At 34.5% G+C, this 16,962-nt stretch carries 18 protein-coding genes; 12 read left to right on the top strand and 6 right to left on the bottom strand.

The window, feature by feature from the left end:
- Positions 1-135: 135 nt before the first annotated feature.
- The gene (locus BC781_RS00185; RefSeq protein ID WP_109615232.1) at positions 136-1,863 is read right to left on the bottom strand and encodes an L-dopachrome tautomerase-related protein; all 1,728 of its coding nucleotides are present in this window, start codon (positions 1,861-1,863) and stop codon (positions 136-138) included.
- A gap of 256 nt (positions 1,864-2,119) precedes the next feature.
- Here BC781_RS00185 and BC781_RS00190 point away from each other — a divergent pair, with 256 nt between their 5' ends.
- Both BC781_RS00190 and BC781_RS00195 read left to right on the top strand, forming a co-directional pair.
- Positions 2,120-2,746, top strand: a complete 627-nt coding sequence (locus tag BC781_RS00190) for a peroxiredoxin-like family protein (protein WP_109615233.1) — start codon at positions 2,120-2,122, stop codon at positions 2,744-2,746.
- Positions 2,747-2,914: 168 nt separating this feature from the next.
- Positions 2,915-4,168, top strand: coding sequence for a pyridoxal-dependent decarboxylase (locus BC781_RS00195; protein ID WP_109615234.1), 1,254 nt, complete (start codon positions 2,915-2,917; stop codon positions 4,166-4,168).
- A gap of 123 nt (positions 4,169-4,291) precedes the next feature.
- Here BC781_RS00195 and BC781_RS00200 read toward each other — a convergent pair whose 3' ends face one another.
- Together BC781_RS00200 and BC781_RS00205 are read right to left on the bottom strand one after the other, a co-directional pair.
- Positions 4,292-4,483, bottom strand: a complete 192-nt coding sequence (locus BC781_RS00200; protein WP_109615235.1) for a cold-shock protein — start codon at positions 4,481-4,483, stop codon at positions 4,292-4,294.
- 279 nt (positions 4,484-4,762) lie between these two features.
- On the bottom strand, positions 4,763-5,569 hold the full coding sequence (locus BC781_RS00205; RefSeq protein WP_109615236.1) for an O-methyltransferase: 807 nt from the start codon (positions 5,567-5,569) through the stop codon (positions 4,763-4,765).
- A gap of 185 nt (positions 5,570-5,754) precedes the next feature.
- Between BC781_RS00205 and ychF the strand changes: the two genes are divergently transcribed.
- The 7 genes from ychF (at position 5,755) to BC781_RS00240 (ending at position 11,566) form a co-directional block, all read left to right on the top strand.
- A complete protein-coding gene (ychF, locus tag BC781_RS00210; protein WP_109615237.1) occupies positions 5,755-6,855 on the top strand; it encodes a redox-regulated ATPase YchF in 1,101 nt (366 codons plus the stop codon).
- Positions 6,856-6,959: 104 nt separating this feature from the next.
- Complete coding sequence (locus BC781_RS00215) at positions 6,960-8,063, top strand: glycosyltransferase (protein WP_109615238.1); 1,104 nt, start codon at positions 6,960-6,962, stop codon at positions 8,061-8,063.
- Positions 8,054-8,659 (top strand): RNA polymerase sigma factor, encoded by a 606-nt coding sequence (locus tag BC781_RS00220; protein ID WP_109615239.1) that lies wholly within the window; start codon positions 8,054-8,056, stop codon positions 8,657-8,659. Before BC781_RS00215 ends, BC781_RS00220 begins: the two co-directional genes overlap by 10 nt.
- Positions 8,660-8,828: 169 nt before the next feature.
- Positions 8,829-9,449, top strand: a complete 621-nt coding sequence (rsmG, locus tag BC781_RS00225) for a 16S rRNA (guanine(527)-N(7))-methyltransferase RsmG (RefSeq protein WP_109615240.1) — start codon at positions 8,829-8,831, stop codon at positions 9,447-9,449.
- 39 nt (positions 9,450-9,488) lie between these two features.
- Positions 9,489-10,463, top strand: a complete 975-nt coding sequence (locus BC781_RS00230; RefSeq protein WP_109615241.1) for a polyprenyl synthetase family protein — start codon at positions 9,489-9,491, stop codon at positions 10,461-10,463.
- A gap of 137 nt (positions 10,464-10,600) precedes the next feature.
- Positions 10,601-11,089 (top strand): hypothetical protein, encoded by a 489-nt coding sequence (locus BC781_RS00235; RefSeq protein WP_109615242.1) that lies wholly within the window; start codon positions 10,601-10,603, stop codon positions 11,087-11,089.
- Positions 11,090-11,155: 66 nt separating this feature from the next.
- Positions 11,156-11,566, top strand: a complete 411-nt coding sequence (locus BC781_RS00240; RefSeq protein ID WP_109615243.1) for a GNAT family N-acetyltransferase — start codon at positions 11,156-11,158, stop codon at positions 11,564-11,566.
- Positions 11,567-11,589: 23 nt separating this feature from the next.
- On the opposite strand, the gene BC781_RS00245 is transcribed toward BC781_RS00240, so the two are convergent.
- The 3 genes from BC781_RS00245 to BC781_RS00255 form a co-directional block, all read right to left on the bottom strand.
- Positions 11,590-12,921: an ankyrin repeat domain-containing protein gene (locus BC781_RS00245; RefSeq protein WP_109615244.1), complete on the bottom strand. Its 1,332-nt coding sequence runs from the start codon at positions 12,919-12,921 to the stop codon at positions 11,590-11,592.
- 111 nt (positions 12,922-13,032) lie between these two features.
- Entirely contained in the window at positions 13,033-13,614 is a 582-nt protein-coding gene (gene lpcA / locus BC781_RS00250) for a D-sedoheptulose 7-phosphate isomerase (protein WP_109615245.1), read from the bottom strand.
- Positions 13,615-13,676: 62 nt separating this feature from the next.
- Positions 13,677-14,456, bottom strand: coding sequence for a helical backbone metal receptor (locus BC781_RS00255; protein ID WP_317047217.1), 780 nt, complete (start codon positions 14,454-14,456; stop codon positions 13,677-13,679).
- Between the two features lie 114 nt (positions 14,457-14,570).
- On the opposite strand from BC781_RS00255, the gene BC781_RS00260 reads away from it, so the two are divergent.
- The 3 genes from BC781_RS00260 to BC781_RS00270 all read left to right on the top strand — a co-directional run bounded on the left by BC781_RS00260 (position 14,571) and on the right by BC781_RS00270 (position 16,804).
- Entirely contained in the window at positions 14,571-15,392 is an 822-nt protein-coding gene (locus BC781_RS00260) for a mechanosensitive ion channel family protein (RefSeq protein ID WP_109615247.1), read from the top strand.
- A complete protein-coding gene (radC, locus tag BC781_RS00265; protein WP_109615248.1) occupies positions 15,393-16,097 on the top strand; it encodes a RadC family protein in 705 nt (234 codons plus the stop codon).
- Positions 16,098-16,174: 77 nt separating this feature from the next.
- Positions 16,175-16,804, top strand: coding sequence for a DUF1684 domain-containing protein (locus tag BC781_RS00270; protein ID WP_109615249.1), 630 nt, complete (start codon positions 16,175-16,177; stop codon positions 16,802-16,804).
- The last annotated feature ends 158 nt before the right edge of the window (positions 16,805-16,962 follow it).

Consider the following 16,962-nt stretch of genomic DNA (forward strand, 5'->3'; position numbering starts at 1 on the left):
CAAAAGTTGAATTCTATTTGAATACTACTCCTTGATTTTATTCAAGAATGAAAACACTTAGGCGTAAAAAAAGCAGTTCTGAATGGATTAAAAAACTCATTCAAAACTGCTTTAATTCTCTTTATTATTAAAAGCTTAATTCCCTTGAAGAAGCTGAATCATTGCCTCGGCAACTCCTTTTGCTGAAGCTGGATTTTGTCCGGTAACTAGCCTTTTATCTACCACAACTTTAGACTCCCACTTTGGTCCTTCTTCAAAAATACCACCTCTTTCTTTCAATTTATCTTCTAAAAGGAAAGGAACAATTTCTTCTTTATTGATCGCTTTTTCTTCTTCATTTGTAAAACCATTCACCTTCTTCCCATCTACCAAATAACTTCCATCTGCTAGTTTTATATTTACTAAACCTGCAGGTCCATGACAAACAGCTCCAACTACAGCACCAATATCATACAACTGACTGGTTAATTCAGATAGTAACTCAGCATCAGGTAAATCCCACATGACACCATGACCTCCAGCATAATAAATCGCCTCATAATCTATCACATTTACTTGATCAGGTGTTAAAGCATTATTGATATTTTGTTGTGCTACTTTGTCTTCTACAAACTGCTTATTTTCTGGATCAGTCAAATCATAACCATCAACAGGTGATTGCCCCCCCATCGGACTTACAAAATCGACATAATAACCTGCATTGGTAAATGCATAATAAGCATGTGCGACTTCAGACAAATAATAACCTGTTGCATCTCCTGTCGAATCCCCTAAAGTACCATGATTTGTCAAAGCGATAAGGACTCTTCTTTTAGGAAGTTGCTCTGTTGGTTTTACATTAATTCTATAGACATGGAACTTCCCTCTATCCCATTCGGGTGTATTAATTTGCGAAGTTGTAAAATACATATTCCCTTCTGCATCTTTTGCGAAAGAGTCCGCCCACTTTATCTTCTCATCAGTAACTAAAGGGTAATATTTTCCTTGGTTATCCAGCACACAGATCTGATTTCTTTCCAATCCACCCAAATAAAGATTCCCATTGTTATCGAACATCATTCCATCTGTAGCTCTGATTGCACAAACTGTTTCTACCATACTCGATACTACTTGTTCATCATCACTTTGGAATAAGGCCCTTGTTGGAATTTTATATAATGTATGCCCTACTAAAGCAGCATAGTAGAGTGTCGACTTATCAGGACTTAAAGCTATTCCGTCGGAATTAACCTTATTATTCCATACTCCGTTAGGAAACTTCAAATAATCAGCCTCAGCTTTCACCGAAAAATGATCCTTTAACGGCTTTCTAACTTCTCCTGTTTTTAAGTTTAAAACTAAGATTCCCCCTATGCCCGAATCTGTGATATAAACAATCTCTTTGTCTGTATCTATTCTGAAATCATTTAGGTAAGAATCTTTCTCTATAAACTCTTTAGGAAAACTATATTCTTTTACCATCTTATCCGATTTTAAATCGAACTGATATAATCGGACTTTTTCTTCAATTACTCCCTCAAATTTCGGATTAGCAGGGTCTAAAACCCAAAGTCTGTCTTTATCGTCAACTACCACACTTTGTACACAAACGAATTGATGTTTTTTTCCTTGGTGAGAATTCCACTTTTCATTTGGGTAAGGAACAACCTCATTATCTATCACCTCTCCTACCGACATTTGAATATTATCACTCCAAGTAGGGAAATTCACAAACATTCTTCCATCCTTACTAATTGCAATACCTGTCAACTGTGTATCGGAATATGCAATTTCTGTTAAAACACCATCTTCTTTTTGTTCTTTTTCTTTTACAGTACAGGAGAAGAAAATTAAAAGTATAGGAAGTAAAAGTAAGCGCTTCATATTTACGGATTCTTTTTCAATTACATGAGTGGAGCAAATCAACTTTTTCTATTATATAGTACATATTCTATAACACAGCTTGCCTCTAACATGGTAGAGATACCTAAGAATTACTCCAAATATTTGTACCGCATCAAGGTATAATTCATATTTTAAAATTCAACTACTGAATTGTATAACATATTTTAATAGTTCTACTACAAAACTTTTTATTGTGTTGGGAGTTCTTTTCTCGTAATACAATCAGAAAATTGATATGAAAAAAATCTACTTACTCTTTATTACTTTATTTACAGTATTATTTCAATCTAATGCTCAAGATGTTGCACAAACTGCAAATGACATCAATCCATTATTGATTGGCCAAAATATTCCGGAGGTACTCCTTAAAACTGCAGACAACAAAGAAGTGTCACTTATTGACATGGTAAAAAAACAACCTACTGTTATTGTATTTTACAGAGGTGGATGGTGTCCTTATTGTAACAAACAACTTTCAGGTCTTGGTAAAATTTCAGCAGATCTTGTAGAAATGGGCTATCAAATTTTAGCAATCAGTCCAGATAAACCAGAAAACTTACAGGTAACGTTTGAAAAACATAAAATGACATATACGCTTCTTTCAGATAGCAAAATGGATGCTGCGCGTAAATTTGGTATTGCATTCCAAGTAGACGATGCTACTTTAGAAAAGTATAAAAGTTATAACATCGATTTGGTAGATGCTTCTGGTAATAGCCATAATCAGCTTCCTGTTCCATCGGTTTTCTTTGTAGATAAAACAGGTGAAATCAAATTTGAATATGTAAACCCTGACTACTCAGTGAGAATCAGCGATTCTTTATTGATGAGCGCAGCTAAGAGTTTACTTGAAGAGAATTAATTCAAACACATCTCATAACTATTTATAAAGATCTTGTGGTAAAACTGCAAGATCTTTTTTTTATCATATGATAATTTTTCTAATGACAGATGATAACGCATTCGTATTAAGAAAGTGTAATTTTGCATAAAATTAAATAGCACTATTCAAACGAACGATTTCTCACTTATGTGGAAAAAATTATCGAAGCAAGAAATTAACGAGGCCGTTTTCTCGGCATTAAGACAAAACAGACACTACAAACATGAGCATGTTCTAGGTATTCCTGTTTCACACCTAGATGACAAAGTCTTTTATGACAACTTTGAGATGCTGAAAGATGCTCCTTTTTTATCTACAATGGTCGACAACCCTAACCACATTGGTTGTCATACACTAGGGGAATCCGAAGCATTTTTTGCTGGTACACAAGCAATCGAACGTGAGTTGGTAGCAATGTGCGCAGAAGATATATTTAAAGGTGATGAAGGAGAATTTGATGGTTATGTAAGTTCTGGAGGTACAGAAACAAACATACAAGCTGTATGGATTTTCAGAAACCTTTTCAACAGAGAGTTTGGTGCTAAAAATGAAGAAATAGCCGTTATCTGTTCAGATGACACACATTACTCAGGAGCTAAATCTGCAAACTTACTAAACGTAAATTACATCACTGTCCCTGTTGATCAAGAAACAAGAAAGATTGATGTAAAGATACTTCACCAAACAGTTGCGGAAGCTAAAGCTAGAGGAATCAAATATTTTGCTGGTATTGTCAATATGATGACCACTATGTTTGGTTCAGTAGACAATCCTCAAGATTACATTGATGCCTTCCAAGCAAATGATGTCAAATTCCATTTGCATGTAGATGCTGCTTTTGGCGGTTTCATGTATCCTTTCTCAAACAACAATAATCCTGTAAACTTCCAAAATCCATATATTACATCTATTGGAATGGATGCCCACAAAATGGCTCAAGCGCCATTTGGTACAGGTATTTTCTTAATCAGAAAAGATTATATGCAATATGCCCTTACTGAAGAAGCGCAATATGTTTCTGGTATGGACATGACACTAGTGGGAAGTAGATCTGGAGCAAATGCTATTTCTGTTTGGATGATACTAAAAACTTACGGTTACTACGGATGGACTGAAAAAATCAATATGCTTCTCTATCGTACCAACTGGCTATGTAAAAAATTGGATCAATTGGGTGTAGAATATTACAGAGACGAGCATTCAAACTTGGTAACGATGAAAAGTAAATTCATCCCTACTGAATTAGCTCAAAAATACGCTCTTGTTCCTGAAAGTCACACTAAAGAAAATAAGTGGTACAAGATTGTCGTGATGGATCACGTTTCTATCGATGCCCTAAATCTTTTCTTAGAAGAACTGGAGCAATCACTAGCACAGACTGATGAAGGCGTTTTAGTCTAATTCGCAATAATTATTATAACAAAAAAGAGACTTTCTCATTACGAGAAAGTCTCTTTTGATTGGTATTAAAATACAAAAACCTTTTGGGGTTAAATATGTATTGAGTTGAATGGTAAGCGTAAATTAGATTACTTTTACGTTCACAGCATTCAATCCTTTTCTACCTTCTGTTAGTTCAAACTCTACTTTGTCACCTTCACGAACGTCATCGATAAGACCTGAGATGTGAACGAAGTATTCTTTGTTTGAATCATCTTCGATGATGAATCCAAAACCTTTAGACTCATTGAAGAATTTTACTGTACCTTTATTCATTGTAATAATTAAATAGTAATATAATACCCCAAAGGTAAGTCTATAATATTTGATCTTATAGTTTTTTGTAAACTATTTTTTATTAAAAATGCTAATAAGCCTATATATCAAACCTTTTTTACAATAAAATAAGCTGAAGAAAACACGCTATTAATTCTCAAAAAACAAGCTTTATGGTATCTTAAAGCTAGAATATTCTAACTAAAGCCATTAATAAACATTTGTTTTAGGAGCATAAAATGTGATTAGATTTTTTTTAAGGTTTTTGTAGCTCAATGGCTAGTTTTGGAAGTAAATCTCTTTCAAAAATAGATGCAAGTCTTCTTTGGTCTTATACTTATTCTGAAAAAATACCATTCCCACTTTATGCAGATCAATAGAATGACTCACTTTCGGATGTGATTTAATTTCATTCCATGCCTTATTCATTTCTTTTGACCAATAGATATCATCAAAAATAAGAACAGAATCTTGATGTACTTTTTCTAAAAATTGATGAAAGTACCGCACAGTTGGTTCATACCTATGATTAGCATCTATAAATGCAATGTCTACGTTATCTACTTTTGCCAGTTCATTGGGTAAAGTCTCATCTATATTACCTGCCACTGTCTTTACATTAGAGTTAAATCTAGAAAAAGCCTCTTCTGCAATTTTTTGAAGTCCTTCATTTCCTTCAAACGTTCTCACATAGCTTTTGCTAAAACCCTTCGATAAATACAGAGCCGAAAAACCTAAACACGTTCCGAGATCAAAAATTGTTTCTGCCTTTTTATAGATGGTCAATTTGTACAATATCTCACCAATGGCCAGCGGACTTCCAGAATTTTTTGCAAATGTTCTTACCTCCTTTTCTTTAGCTGTCTGTACTAATGAGCCTGCCCCCAAGTCGAGTCCTTCAATCTTTCTTTTATCCGATTTGAGTTCTTGTCTGTAAGCATTGATCTCATCAAAAAAATAGAAATGTTGGTCATTGAAAATGACTTCTTCCTTCAATTTTTCTATAAAATCAGAATTCTTTTTGTTGAAAAATGAAGCCTTAAAAAAGTGTTCTAAATACTTCAAACCCCACCATACTTTAGACATCTTAAGGAATATTTTAGATTTCGACAGTCAAATGACTTCTCAAAAAGTGATACAATTAAAAATCTATATACTTACAAAAATAAGTTTTTATATCTTTGCAAATTCAGAATCAGCACTAACTAAAATTGTTTGTTAGGTAGAGCATCTGAAATCTTATTTAGAAATAAAGTTTTAAAGATAATATAATGGGTCTGAAATGTGGTATCGTAGGTTTACCAAATGTGGGAAAATCTACGCTTTTCAACGCGCTAACAAGTGCCAATAATGCAGAATCTGCTAACTTTCCGTTCTGTACAATCGAACCAAACGTAGGGGTAGTTACTGTACCAGACCCTCGTTTGAAAGTACTTGCAAGTTTAGTAAATCCTGAAAAAGTTTTACCAACTGTATTTGAGTTTGTAGATATCGCAGGTCTTGTAAAAGGAGCCAGCAAAGGTGAAGGTCTAGGAAATAAATTCTTGGCTAACATCCGTGAAGTTGATGCAATCGTACACGTAATCAGATGTTTCGAGGATGACAACATTGTCCATGTAGATGGTAAAGTTGATCCTGCTTCTGACAAAGACGTAATCGATATGGAACTTCAACTTAAAGATGTTGAGTCTGTTGAGAAAAAATTAGCTAAGACTGCTAAAATGGCTAAGACTGGAAACGCAACAGCTAAAAAAGAAGCTGACGCGCTTACTAAGTTTAAAGAGCATTTGGAAGGCGGAAATAACGCTAGAAGTATTGAAGCTACTGAGGATGAATGGGCTACAGTTGCGGATCTTTTCTTGCTTACAGCTAAGCCAGTGATCTACCTTGCAAACGTTGAAGAAGAATCTGTAAACACAGGTAACCAACACACTGAAGCACTTCAAAAAATTGCTGATGCAGAAAATGCACAGGTAATCATGGTTTGTGCATCTTTGGAAGAGCAAATTTCTTCATTAGAAGATGATGATGAAAAAGCGATGTTCTTGGAAGAATATGAGCTTAGCGAGTCAGGTCTTGATAAATTGATTCGTGCATCATACGCATTATTGAACTTGATCACTTACTTTACAGCTGGTGTAAAAGAAGTTCGCGCATGGACAATCACTAAAGGATGGAAAGCGCCTCAAGCAGCGGGTGTAATTCACACAGACTTCGAAAAAGGATTTATCAAAGCGGAAGTTATCAAATACAATGACTACGTTGAATATAAATCTGAGAATGCTTGTAAAGAAGCTGGTAAACTTTCAATTGAAGGTAAAGAGTATATTGTTGGTGATGGTGACGTAATGCACTTCCGTTTCAACGTTTAAGAAAATATACTTTACAATTTATATATTAGGGATGCATTTAGGTGTATCCCTAATTTTTTACTTTTAATTGAAGACAAACTGACTTTTTTGAATTACAGCCTTAAATGATCGAATTAGTTTCTTATTTATTTTTCTTTAGTCTAGGCATTCAAATTCTATTTTGGATAGTTACACTTTTCACACCTTTCAAAGATGAAAAGTATACTTCTCAAAATACAGAAGGTGTAAGTATCATTATCGCTGCTAGAAACGAATATCATAACCTTAGGACATTTATCCCTAAAATTTTAGAACAGAATCACCCACAATTTGAAGTAATCATAGCCAACGACAGGTCAACGGATAATAGCTCAGAAATTCTAAGATCATTTGAAGAGAAATACGCTAATTTTCACTATGTCGAAATCGAAAATCAACATTCGGATATAGTGCCTAAAAAATATGCCCTAAGTACAGCCATAGCTAAAGCATCTTACAATACTCTTTTATTTACCGATGCTGATTGCATTCCTGCTTCTAATTCTTGGATTCAAGAAATGAGCGACGGTTACCAAAACGATAATGATCAGATTGTTTTAGGAATAGGAAGGTACTTTTCTGAAGACGGATTTCTGAATAGAGTTATCCAGTTTGAGACGCTTTGGACTGCCATCCATTATATCACTTTTGCAATATTAGGAAAGCCGTATATGGGCGTTGGAAGAAATTTATCTTTCAGAAAAGATGTTTTTAATACCTCCGAAGGATATGGAAAACACAAAAAAATTCTTAGTGGCGATGATGATCTTTTGATCAATCGGATTGCAACCGCAAAAAATACGAGAATCCGAGTAAACCCTAATGCTCACACGATTTCTGTACCGAAATCGTCATGGCATGAATGGCTAAAGCAGAAAAAACGTCACCTTTCAGTAGGTAAATATTACAAAATGGCAGACAAAATCATTTTGGCAGGATTATCGTTCAGCCATTTAACTAGTTGCTTAAGCCTTATTCTCTTATTTTTTCACAAAATTAATCCCATAGTGATATGTTTGTTATTCGGGATTAGACTTTGCTTAGTAACTTTGGTAATTAAAAGAAGAGGGGAATATTTAGATATGCCAATGAAAATCTGGGAAATTTGTATTTTCGACTTCCTTTTCCCTTTTTATCAAACAAGTATTGGCATCATCTCACAGTTGACAAAAAAGATAATATGGAAATAAATAAGAAATTTTCTGATAAAGCTTTAGAAGACTTTGAACTTATAGACAAAGCGATTGAAGGCGATGAAAAGGCTTATGCAAGTCTTATGAATCGTTATCGTAAGTCTGTATACCATACTATTCTAAAGATGATCAGAAATGTAGATGATGCTGAAGACTTAACCATCGAAGCTTTTGCGAAGGCTTTCAAGAACCTTCATAAGTTCAAGAAAGACTATACCTTCAGTACTTGGCTCTTCCGTATCGCTACAAATAATACTATTGACTTTATCCGTAAAAAGAAATTGGATACTATGAGTATTCACTCGGGTATCACTACTAAAGATGGCGATGAAGTTACTTTCAACATTAAAGATTCGGGTAGAGACCCTCAAGAAGAAGCGATAAGAAGTCAGAAAATTGAAATTGTACGTCAATTTGTCAGCTTACTACCTCCAAAGTATCAGCGTTTAGTGAAACTCAGATATTTTGATGAATTATCTTATGACGAAATAGCCAAAGAATTAAATGCTCCATTAGGAACTGTGAAAGCTCAATTGCACAGAGCCAGAGAGTTACTGTATGACTTGGTAAAAAATAAAAAGAATGTTATCTAAAGCATTCTTAACTGAATGAACCTTTATAACCGCAAGAAAAGTTATTTTCTTGCGGTTTTTTATTAAATCAAGAATAGTCTTACCCAAAATAATTCAATAAATTAGCAGTTTAAATACATTACTACCTTTGTGTAGTTATTCATGGAGGTCATAAAGAGTGTCAGTTGATATGCAAATCATCGAAAAATACTTTCCAGATATTACGGAGGATCAAGCAAATAAATTTGCTCAGTTAGAAGAGTTGTACAAAGAATGGAACGAGAAAGTAAATGTTATTTCTAGAAAGGATGTTCAAAACCTTTATGAAAGACATGTTTTGCATTCGTTGAGTATTGCCAAGTTTGTCACTTTCAATGACGGCGCAAGAGTTTTAGATGTTGGAACAGGAGGAGGTTTCCCAGGTATTCCTTTAGCAATTCTGTTTCCTAACACACAATTTCACTGTGTAGATTCTATTGCCAAAAAAATCCGTGTAGTAAATGGAGTAGCAAGCGAACTTAAATTGGATAACCTGCTTGCAGAGCAATGTAGAGCTGAAAAAGTTAAGGGTGAATTTGATTTTGCCGTTACTCGTGCTGTTGCAACTATTGACATCTTACATAGATGGGTTCAGAAGAAAATCAGTAAAAGCCAACAACATGAGGTAAAAAATGGTTTATTCTGTTTGAAGGGGGGCGACTTAACTGAAGAGTTTGCCAACTTCAAGAAACACTATCGTTTCTACGACCTAAAAGACATCTACGAAGAGGAATTCTTCGAGACGAAAAAGGTTGTATACGTTCCAATGTAAGATTATTGAGTTTAGATTTTTACCCTCAAAAAATATAAAATGGCTGCTAGTATGAAAAGTATCCAAAATCCGATTTCGAAAGAAATGGAGATTTTTGGAAAAAAATTTAAAGCAGAACTGAAAAGTAAGGTTTGGATGCTAGATAAAATCACTTCCTATATGCTTAAGCAGAAAGGAAAGCAGGTTCGTCCTGTATTGGTTTTTCTATCGGCAGGTCTTGCTGGAGGTATTTCCGAGGCAAGTTATAGGGGAGCTTCTCTAATTGAATTGTTGCACACAGCTACTTTAGTCCATGACGATGTAGTCGATGCTTCAGAACAACGAAGAGGGTTCTTCTCTGTGAATGCTCTTTGGGGCGATAAGGTAGCGGTCCTACTAGGCGATTACCTATTAGCTAAAGGGCTATTACTTTCCTTAGATCATAATGATTTCAAATTACTTCAGATCGTTTCTAAAGCAGTCAAAGAAATGAGTGAAGGTGAACTTCTTCAGTTGGAAAAAGCTAGGAAGCTAGACATCACAGAAGATGTATACTATGAAATCATTCGTCAGAAAACGGCTACTTTGATTGAAGCTTGTTGTGCTGTTGGGGTTGCCTCTACTGGGGCTGATGATGCCACAGTTCAAAAAGCGGCTCTTATGGGGGAAAAAATCGGTATGGCATTCCAAATCAAAGATGACCTGTTTGACTTTGGTACAGATGAAATCGGTAAACCACTTGGCATAGATATCAAGGAAAAGAAGATGACTTTACCTTTAATCTATGCTCTTTCTCAAGCCGATAAATCTACCCAACGCAAAATCCGAAAGATGATGCGTAACCATAATGAAGACCCTAAAAAGATCAATGAAATCATTGATTTTGTAAAAAAATCTGATGGTTTAGGCTACGCGACAAAAGTGATGAATCAATACATTACTGATGCACGAAAAATCTTAGATAGCTTTCCGGAGTCCGACTATCGTACCTCAATGCATGACTTAATTAGTTATGTGATTGAGCGTAAAAAATAAGATCAAAAGTCTTCAATAATATAAAAGCTGTTTCAAAAGTAGATCATCTATCTTTTGAAACAGCTTTTTTTTATTCATTTTAGGACAAATTCATAAATATGAAGTATAATGCATAACTAAATTTATTTCATATAACTATGCGATTTTTACTTTTTTTCATTGTCTCTTCTTTTTTCCTTACTTCGTGCGGTAGTAACAACAATACTCGATTTAAATTTGAAGGCTTTACCTACAGAGATCCAGTTGGTAATATACTTTCCATCGACCCTACGGATTGGAACTTTACTGATAATTGGAATAGCCAAGAACATGCACTCTTTGAAGAATCCAAACAAACTTGTATACTCAACAACGATATGTTACGGATATTAGCGTTTCCGAACCCCATCGTTTCTGATTTTAATTTACAGATAGATAAGAATAATGAAAGCTTATTTTCTTATCGTGTAGTAGATCAAAACTTCAACTTATACTTTTCTGGCGACTCTATTACTGATCAAAGTATACGTTTCAAGCTAAAGGAAAATATAGATGTAAAAGGTAATATTCTAAGGGTTTATTATAAAGTTATTGAAGAAAACTGCGAGTATATTGGACATGGAGATATTGAAATATATCCATATTAAGATCGTAAGACGAAAACTCGACTCTTTTCAGACTAACAAAGTGACTATTTTTTATTCTTATTTTTAATGACACAAATTACAATTTCAGAAACTAGAGATATCAAATTAGAAGATATCATCCAACTGTATAAAGCCAATGAGTGGAGTGCTGCCCAAAAACCACAAAAGCTTTACAATGCCCTCATCAATTCTCATGGATTAGTTTCTGCTTGGGAAAATGAAAAACTAGTAGGTATTGGAAATGCAATCTCTGATGGACACCTTGTCGTATATTATCCACATTTACTGATACTCCCAGAATATCAAGGAAAAGGAATTGGCAAAATGATAATGAATAAAATGCAAGAAATCTATGGCGATTTCCATATGCAAATGCTAACGGCAGATGGAAAAGCAATTGATTTTTATCAGAAAATGGGATTTGAGCGCGCAGGTGAAACAGAACCTATGTGGATTTATAGTGGTGGAGAACACTAAACTTGACTTTTACCGACAACTGTTTACCTATTTAAGGATTTTAAATAAGTATACACTTCTTGTTGCCTATGTTGAAATGCCATTTCTTCAGCGGTTTTACCCATGTAGTTCTTGGCATTTCGGTCGACACCACCTCTAATCAAAAGTTGAGCTACATCCACATGATTACTCACAGCAGCTAGGTGTAAAGGTGTATCCCCTTCTGCATTTTTCTGATTGGCTTTTGCTCCTTCTCTCAGTAAAAGATTTACGATTTCGGTATAGCCTCCCAACGCTGCCAAATGTAAGGCTGAATTTCCCATATCAGAGATTGCCAAGATATCGACATCATTGTTTATTAGCATCCGAACAATTGCAGCATGCCCTTTAAAAGCTGCTAAATGAAGAGGTGTTAAGCCTTTTTCATCCTTCACATCTTTATTAATATCTTTTTCTAGAAAAAGCTCTAATACACTAATTTGATCATTTTCACTTGCTAGATGTACTGGCGTACGTCCTTCATTATTTGCTACATTTATATACGCCCCTTCATTAATCAAATAATTAATACAAGAGACATGACCGTGTTTAGCAGCTAAATGTAGAGGAGTGTTATCATGTTTATCTCTAATATCGACTTTTCCTCCATATTCAACTAAAAATGCAGCCATTCTTAATTGTCCATTTCTACAAGCAGTATGTAAAGGAGTCCTACCCAAAATATCCCTTTGTTCTATAGAGGCTCCATGGTCTATCAAAAAACGAGCGGTCTTTAAATCTCCTCTTTGTACTGTGATATGAAGAGGCGTATAACCAACATAGTTAGGGCGATCTACCCAATCATCCTGTACCAATAATCGGGACAAGGTGGTTGTATCAAAGCCTATGAAAATTGCTTGATGGAATGGTAGATTTCCATTTTCATCAATTAGAAGTCGATCAGCTTCATTATCTAACAGATAATTCACAAAATCTGTATTCGAGTTATTGATCGCAATAAATAACGGGGTATAGCCGTGATTATTTTGAGGGTTTATCTCACTATCATTTTCTAACAATAACTTCCCTACGCTTACTTCTCCACTTTTAGCGGCCATATGAATTGGAAGATTCTCTGAGAAATCAGCCAATTGAACATCTGCTCCATTGAACAGAAGATAGCTCACTAAAGAAGAGTCACCTCTTTCACTTGCTAAGTAAAGTAAGGTTTTCTTCTGTTTGTCTTGTGCATTTACAGATGCTCCTTCTTCAAACAACTTTTCAATTGTTTTCTGATTCGAATTTTCAATCGCTTTTATAGCTTTTTTATCCAAATCTTGAGCAGTCAAAAACTCACAACTCAATAATGTCACCAATAGGAAAAGTAAATTCTTCATAATGTAGCATTATAATGAAAAAAAGGGCTATCAAGTTCACCTCTTGACAACCCTCCTACCTATTGGAAAGGTAAATTATATCTGATTAGAAACCAACCTTAATGAATTGATTTAAGCTTCCATGTACTTTTCAATCAATTGTATCATGATATGAATCACTTTGATATGGATTTCTTGAATACGATCAGCAAATCCAAAATGAGGTACACGGATTTCAACATCAGCACTTCCTGCTAATTTCCCTCCATCTTTACCCGTCAATAATACAATCTTCATTCCTTTATTTTGAGCGACCTCAACAGCTCTAATGATATTTGCAGAGTTACCACTAGTACTGATACCTAGCAAAACATCATTTTTATTGCCCAAACCTTCCAAGTAACGAGAAAAGATTTCATTATAACCAAAATCATTACTCACACAAGACATATGACTAGGGTCTGAGATTGCTATGGCAGGATAAGCAGGTCTGTTTTCTCTATATCTTCCCGTCAACTCTTCTGCAAAATGCATGGCATCACAGTGTGAACCTCCATTCCCGCAAGAGAGTACTTTTCCTCCTTGTTTAAAAGAATCTGCAATCATTTTTGCCGCAGTCTCAATACGCTCAATGTTTTGCTCATCGGCTAAAAAATTCTCCAAAACTTGTTGTGCCTCTTGGAGTTCCTGACGTACAATCTCTCTATAATCCATCACTAATTATGATTCGATCCAAAATTTAGGTTCTAAAGTTATAAAAACTTTTGTTCGTGAGCTTACTTTAACTCCTTAATTAAATCATTAAAATAAGCTGGAGCGTATTTTATTCTACTTCCAACCCAAGAAAATAGCTCGCCATCAACTAGCTTTATTGTTGTTTTAGGATAGCTTTTTTGCAATTCCTCTAAATGCTTTTCTTTAAACGGATATGGCTCCGAAGAAAGCAAAATTGCATCTAAATCATTGTACTCAGATAATTTCACTTCTGGGTATCGACTCTCTTTCACTACATTTTCAAAACCACATTCAGCAATCATCTTATCGATAAATGTATCTGTCCCCACAGCCATATAAGGCTCTCTCCAAATGAGGTAAGCAACTCTAGCACTTTTATTTTCATTTTTCACAATGCTAGAAAAATTGGTTCTGATTTCTTCATTCAATTCATTTGCTTCCTTTTCTACAGCTAATACTTCCCCTAAAAGAGTATTCATCTCATAAAGTTCTTCAAGAGTATTCACATCTGCAATCCAAACAGGGTAATCCTTCTCTAAGGTTTGTACAATTTCAAGTGTATTTTCCTCTTTATTCCCAATCACTAGATCAGGTTGAAGTTCTTGAATTCTATCGTAATGTACAGACTTTGTCCCCCCTATTATTTTCCTTGACTTTGCTTCTAGTGGATGATGGCAAAACTTTGTTACTCCTACTACCCTTTCTCCTAAACCTAAATCAAAAAGTAATTCAGTCATAGAAGGTACAAGGCTGATAATTCTTTTAGGTACACTTTCTAAAGAAATCTTACGTCCTGTTTGATCTGTATATGCGAACATCATCTTAAATTTTTTACTCTTTCAAAGAAAAATATCTGTCTTCCCTCATCGGTTGGTCAAAGTAAAACAAAATCTTCTTAAATAATTATTAATAAATAGATTAACCCAAAACAAAAAATGGAATTTGAAACTTCAAAGCTTTTAGAGCAGGCTGAACACCTTATTATCGCATATGCCGTCGTATTAGTTGAAGCTGCGGCTATACTTATTTTCGGTTGGATTGTGATCAACTGGATTGTAAATAAGGTTAAACATAAACTCAAAAATAAAACTGATAATCATGAGCTTCTCGACTTTGTATCAAACACCGTAAATTTCTTACTGAAAATTGTTCTTATTTTAGCCGTTATCAGTAAGCTAGGAATTGAAACTACATCTATAATTGCATTACTTGGTTCTGCTGGTTTAGCCGTGGGTTTAGCTCTTCAAGGGTCTCTTTCAAACATAGCAGGAGGCTTAATTATTTTGATTCTTCGCCCTTTCAGAAAAGGTCATTTTATAGAAGCTCAAGGGCAAATGGGTGAAGTCATTGAAATCGGACTTTTTACAACCATCATCGCATCTCCTGAAAACCGAAAAGTTATCATTCCCAATGCTCCTTTGTCAAATGGAATCATCACTAATTATACTGAAAGAGGTACTGTTCGTTGCGATATAAGTATTGGGATTGCTTATGATGCAAATATCGGAGAAGCTAAAAAAGTATTATTAGATGTTATCTCAAATCATCCGAATAGTCTAGATGAACCAGCCCCAACAGTTATTGTCTCACAATTAGCTGATAGTTCTGTTAACCTAATTGCAAGGGTATTCACGAAAGTTGAACATCTTTGGCCTACTTTTTTTGATCTGAATGAAAAATGCAAAATAGCACTCGATGAAGCAAATATTGAAATTCCATTCCCTCAAAGAGTTATCCATATGAAAAAGGAAGAATAGATGAATTATTTCGAAAAAAATCATCAAAGCATTAAAAACTGGGCAGAGGAAGATCGACCTAGAGAAAAGTTTGTTTTAAAAGGGCGATCATCTCTTTCCAATGCTGAATTACTCGCTATTTTAATCCGAAATGGAAGAGCTTCTTATTCAGCTTTGGATATTGCCAAAGACATTTTAAGTTCTGTTGATCACTCTTTAGATGATTTAGCCACACTTTCTTTAGCTGAATTCACTAAAATAGATGGAATTGGAGAGGCTAAAGCTATTACCATTTTGAGTGCACTTGAACTAGGTCGAAGACGGAAGGGAGAAAAACAAAAGTCAAAACCGCAAATAAAATCTTCTAAAGCTGCTTTTGAACTTATGACTCCTCATTTGATGGATCTTATGCATGAGGAATTTTGGATTGTTGTTTTGAGTAGAGCTAATCATGTTTTAAGAACTATTCAAATTAGCAAAGGTGGCGTTGCTGGAACAGTCGCAGATCCTAAACTCGTTTTTAAATTAGCTCTTCAAGTTGAAGGGGCTTGTTCACTCATTCTTGTTCATAATCATCCATCTGGAAACATCCAACCAAGTCAAGCAGATATACAACTCACTAAAAAAATGAAGAAAAGTGGAGAATTTTTAGACCTCCCAGTACTTGATCACCTTATTTTTTCAAATCACAAATATTTCAGTTTTGCAGATGAAGGCATATTATAGCTTTTGATAATCCAACTTTTATGATTAGGTTTCTAAAACTAAACTAGATTCAGTATACAAGTAAAAAGAAACAAGCTATGAATAAGAAACTAATTGTAGGCTTAGCAATTTTAGCAGCTATCGCATATACTTTTTTAGGACAAAATAATGATGCATCTCCTGAGGAAAAAGAAGCTTTTAATACTGAAATCCTTAAATATAGAGACGATCAAGTTAAAGGATTACAAGCCACAGATTACGAGCCTTTTTACAATGACTCAACTTTCCAAGGGCTCTCATACTTCTCACCTAATTTACAGTACAAAGTAAATGCACGCCTAGATTGGAATGATAATGCAGAAAGAATAGCAGTACCTACCTCATCGGGTAAAAAGAAATATTTTAAGAAAGCAGTAACAGCACATTTTAGCTTAAATGGAAACGATCATGAATTGATTCTTCTAAAACCTGAAGCCAATGCTATGCTCAATTATTACTTTTTAGCATTTACTGACCTAACAAGTGGTGAAGAAACTTATGGAGGAGGCCGTTATATAAATATTGAAGGATTAAAAAAAGGACAGCTCCAAACAACTATAGACTTCAATAAAGCGTATAACCCTTATTGTGCTTATAAAGATGGATATAATTGTCCTATACCTCTCAGAGAAAATAGACTTGCCACAAAAGTAGAAGCTGGAGAGAAAAACTATCAAGCTTCACATTAAAAAGGAACTCACATTTGTTATTCATGTATAGAAACGTGAATAGGAATAAATGGAGAAAAACCTTTTTAAATACATAAAACAGCTGAGTTAAAATTGTTTAAATAGATATAGTTCTGTTATTATCTGCATTATATTTATTGATTAACACCATAGTCTAA

The sequence above is a fragment of the Sediminitomix flava genome, assembly GCF_003149185.1.
Classification (GTDB): Bacteria; Bacteroidota; Bacteroidia; order Cytophagales; family Flammeovirgaceae; genus Sediminitomix; species Sediminitomix flava.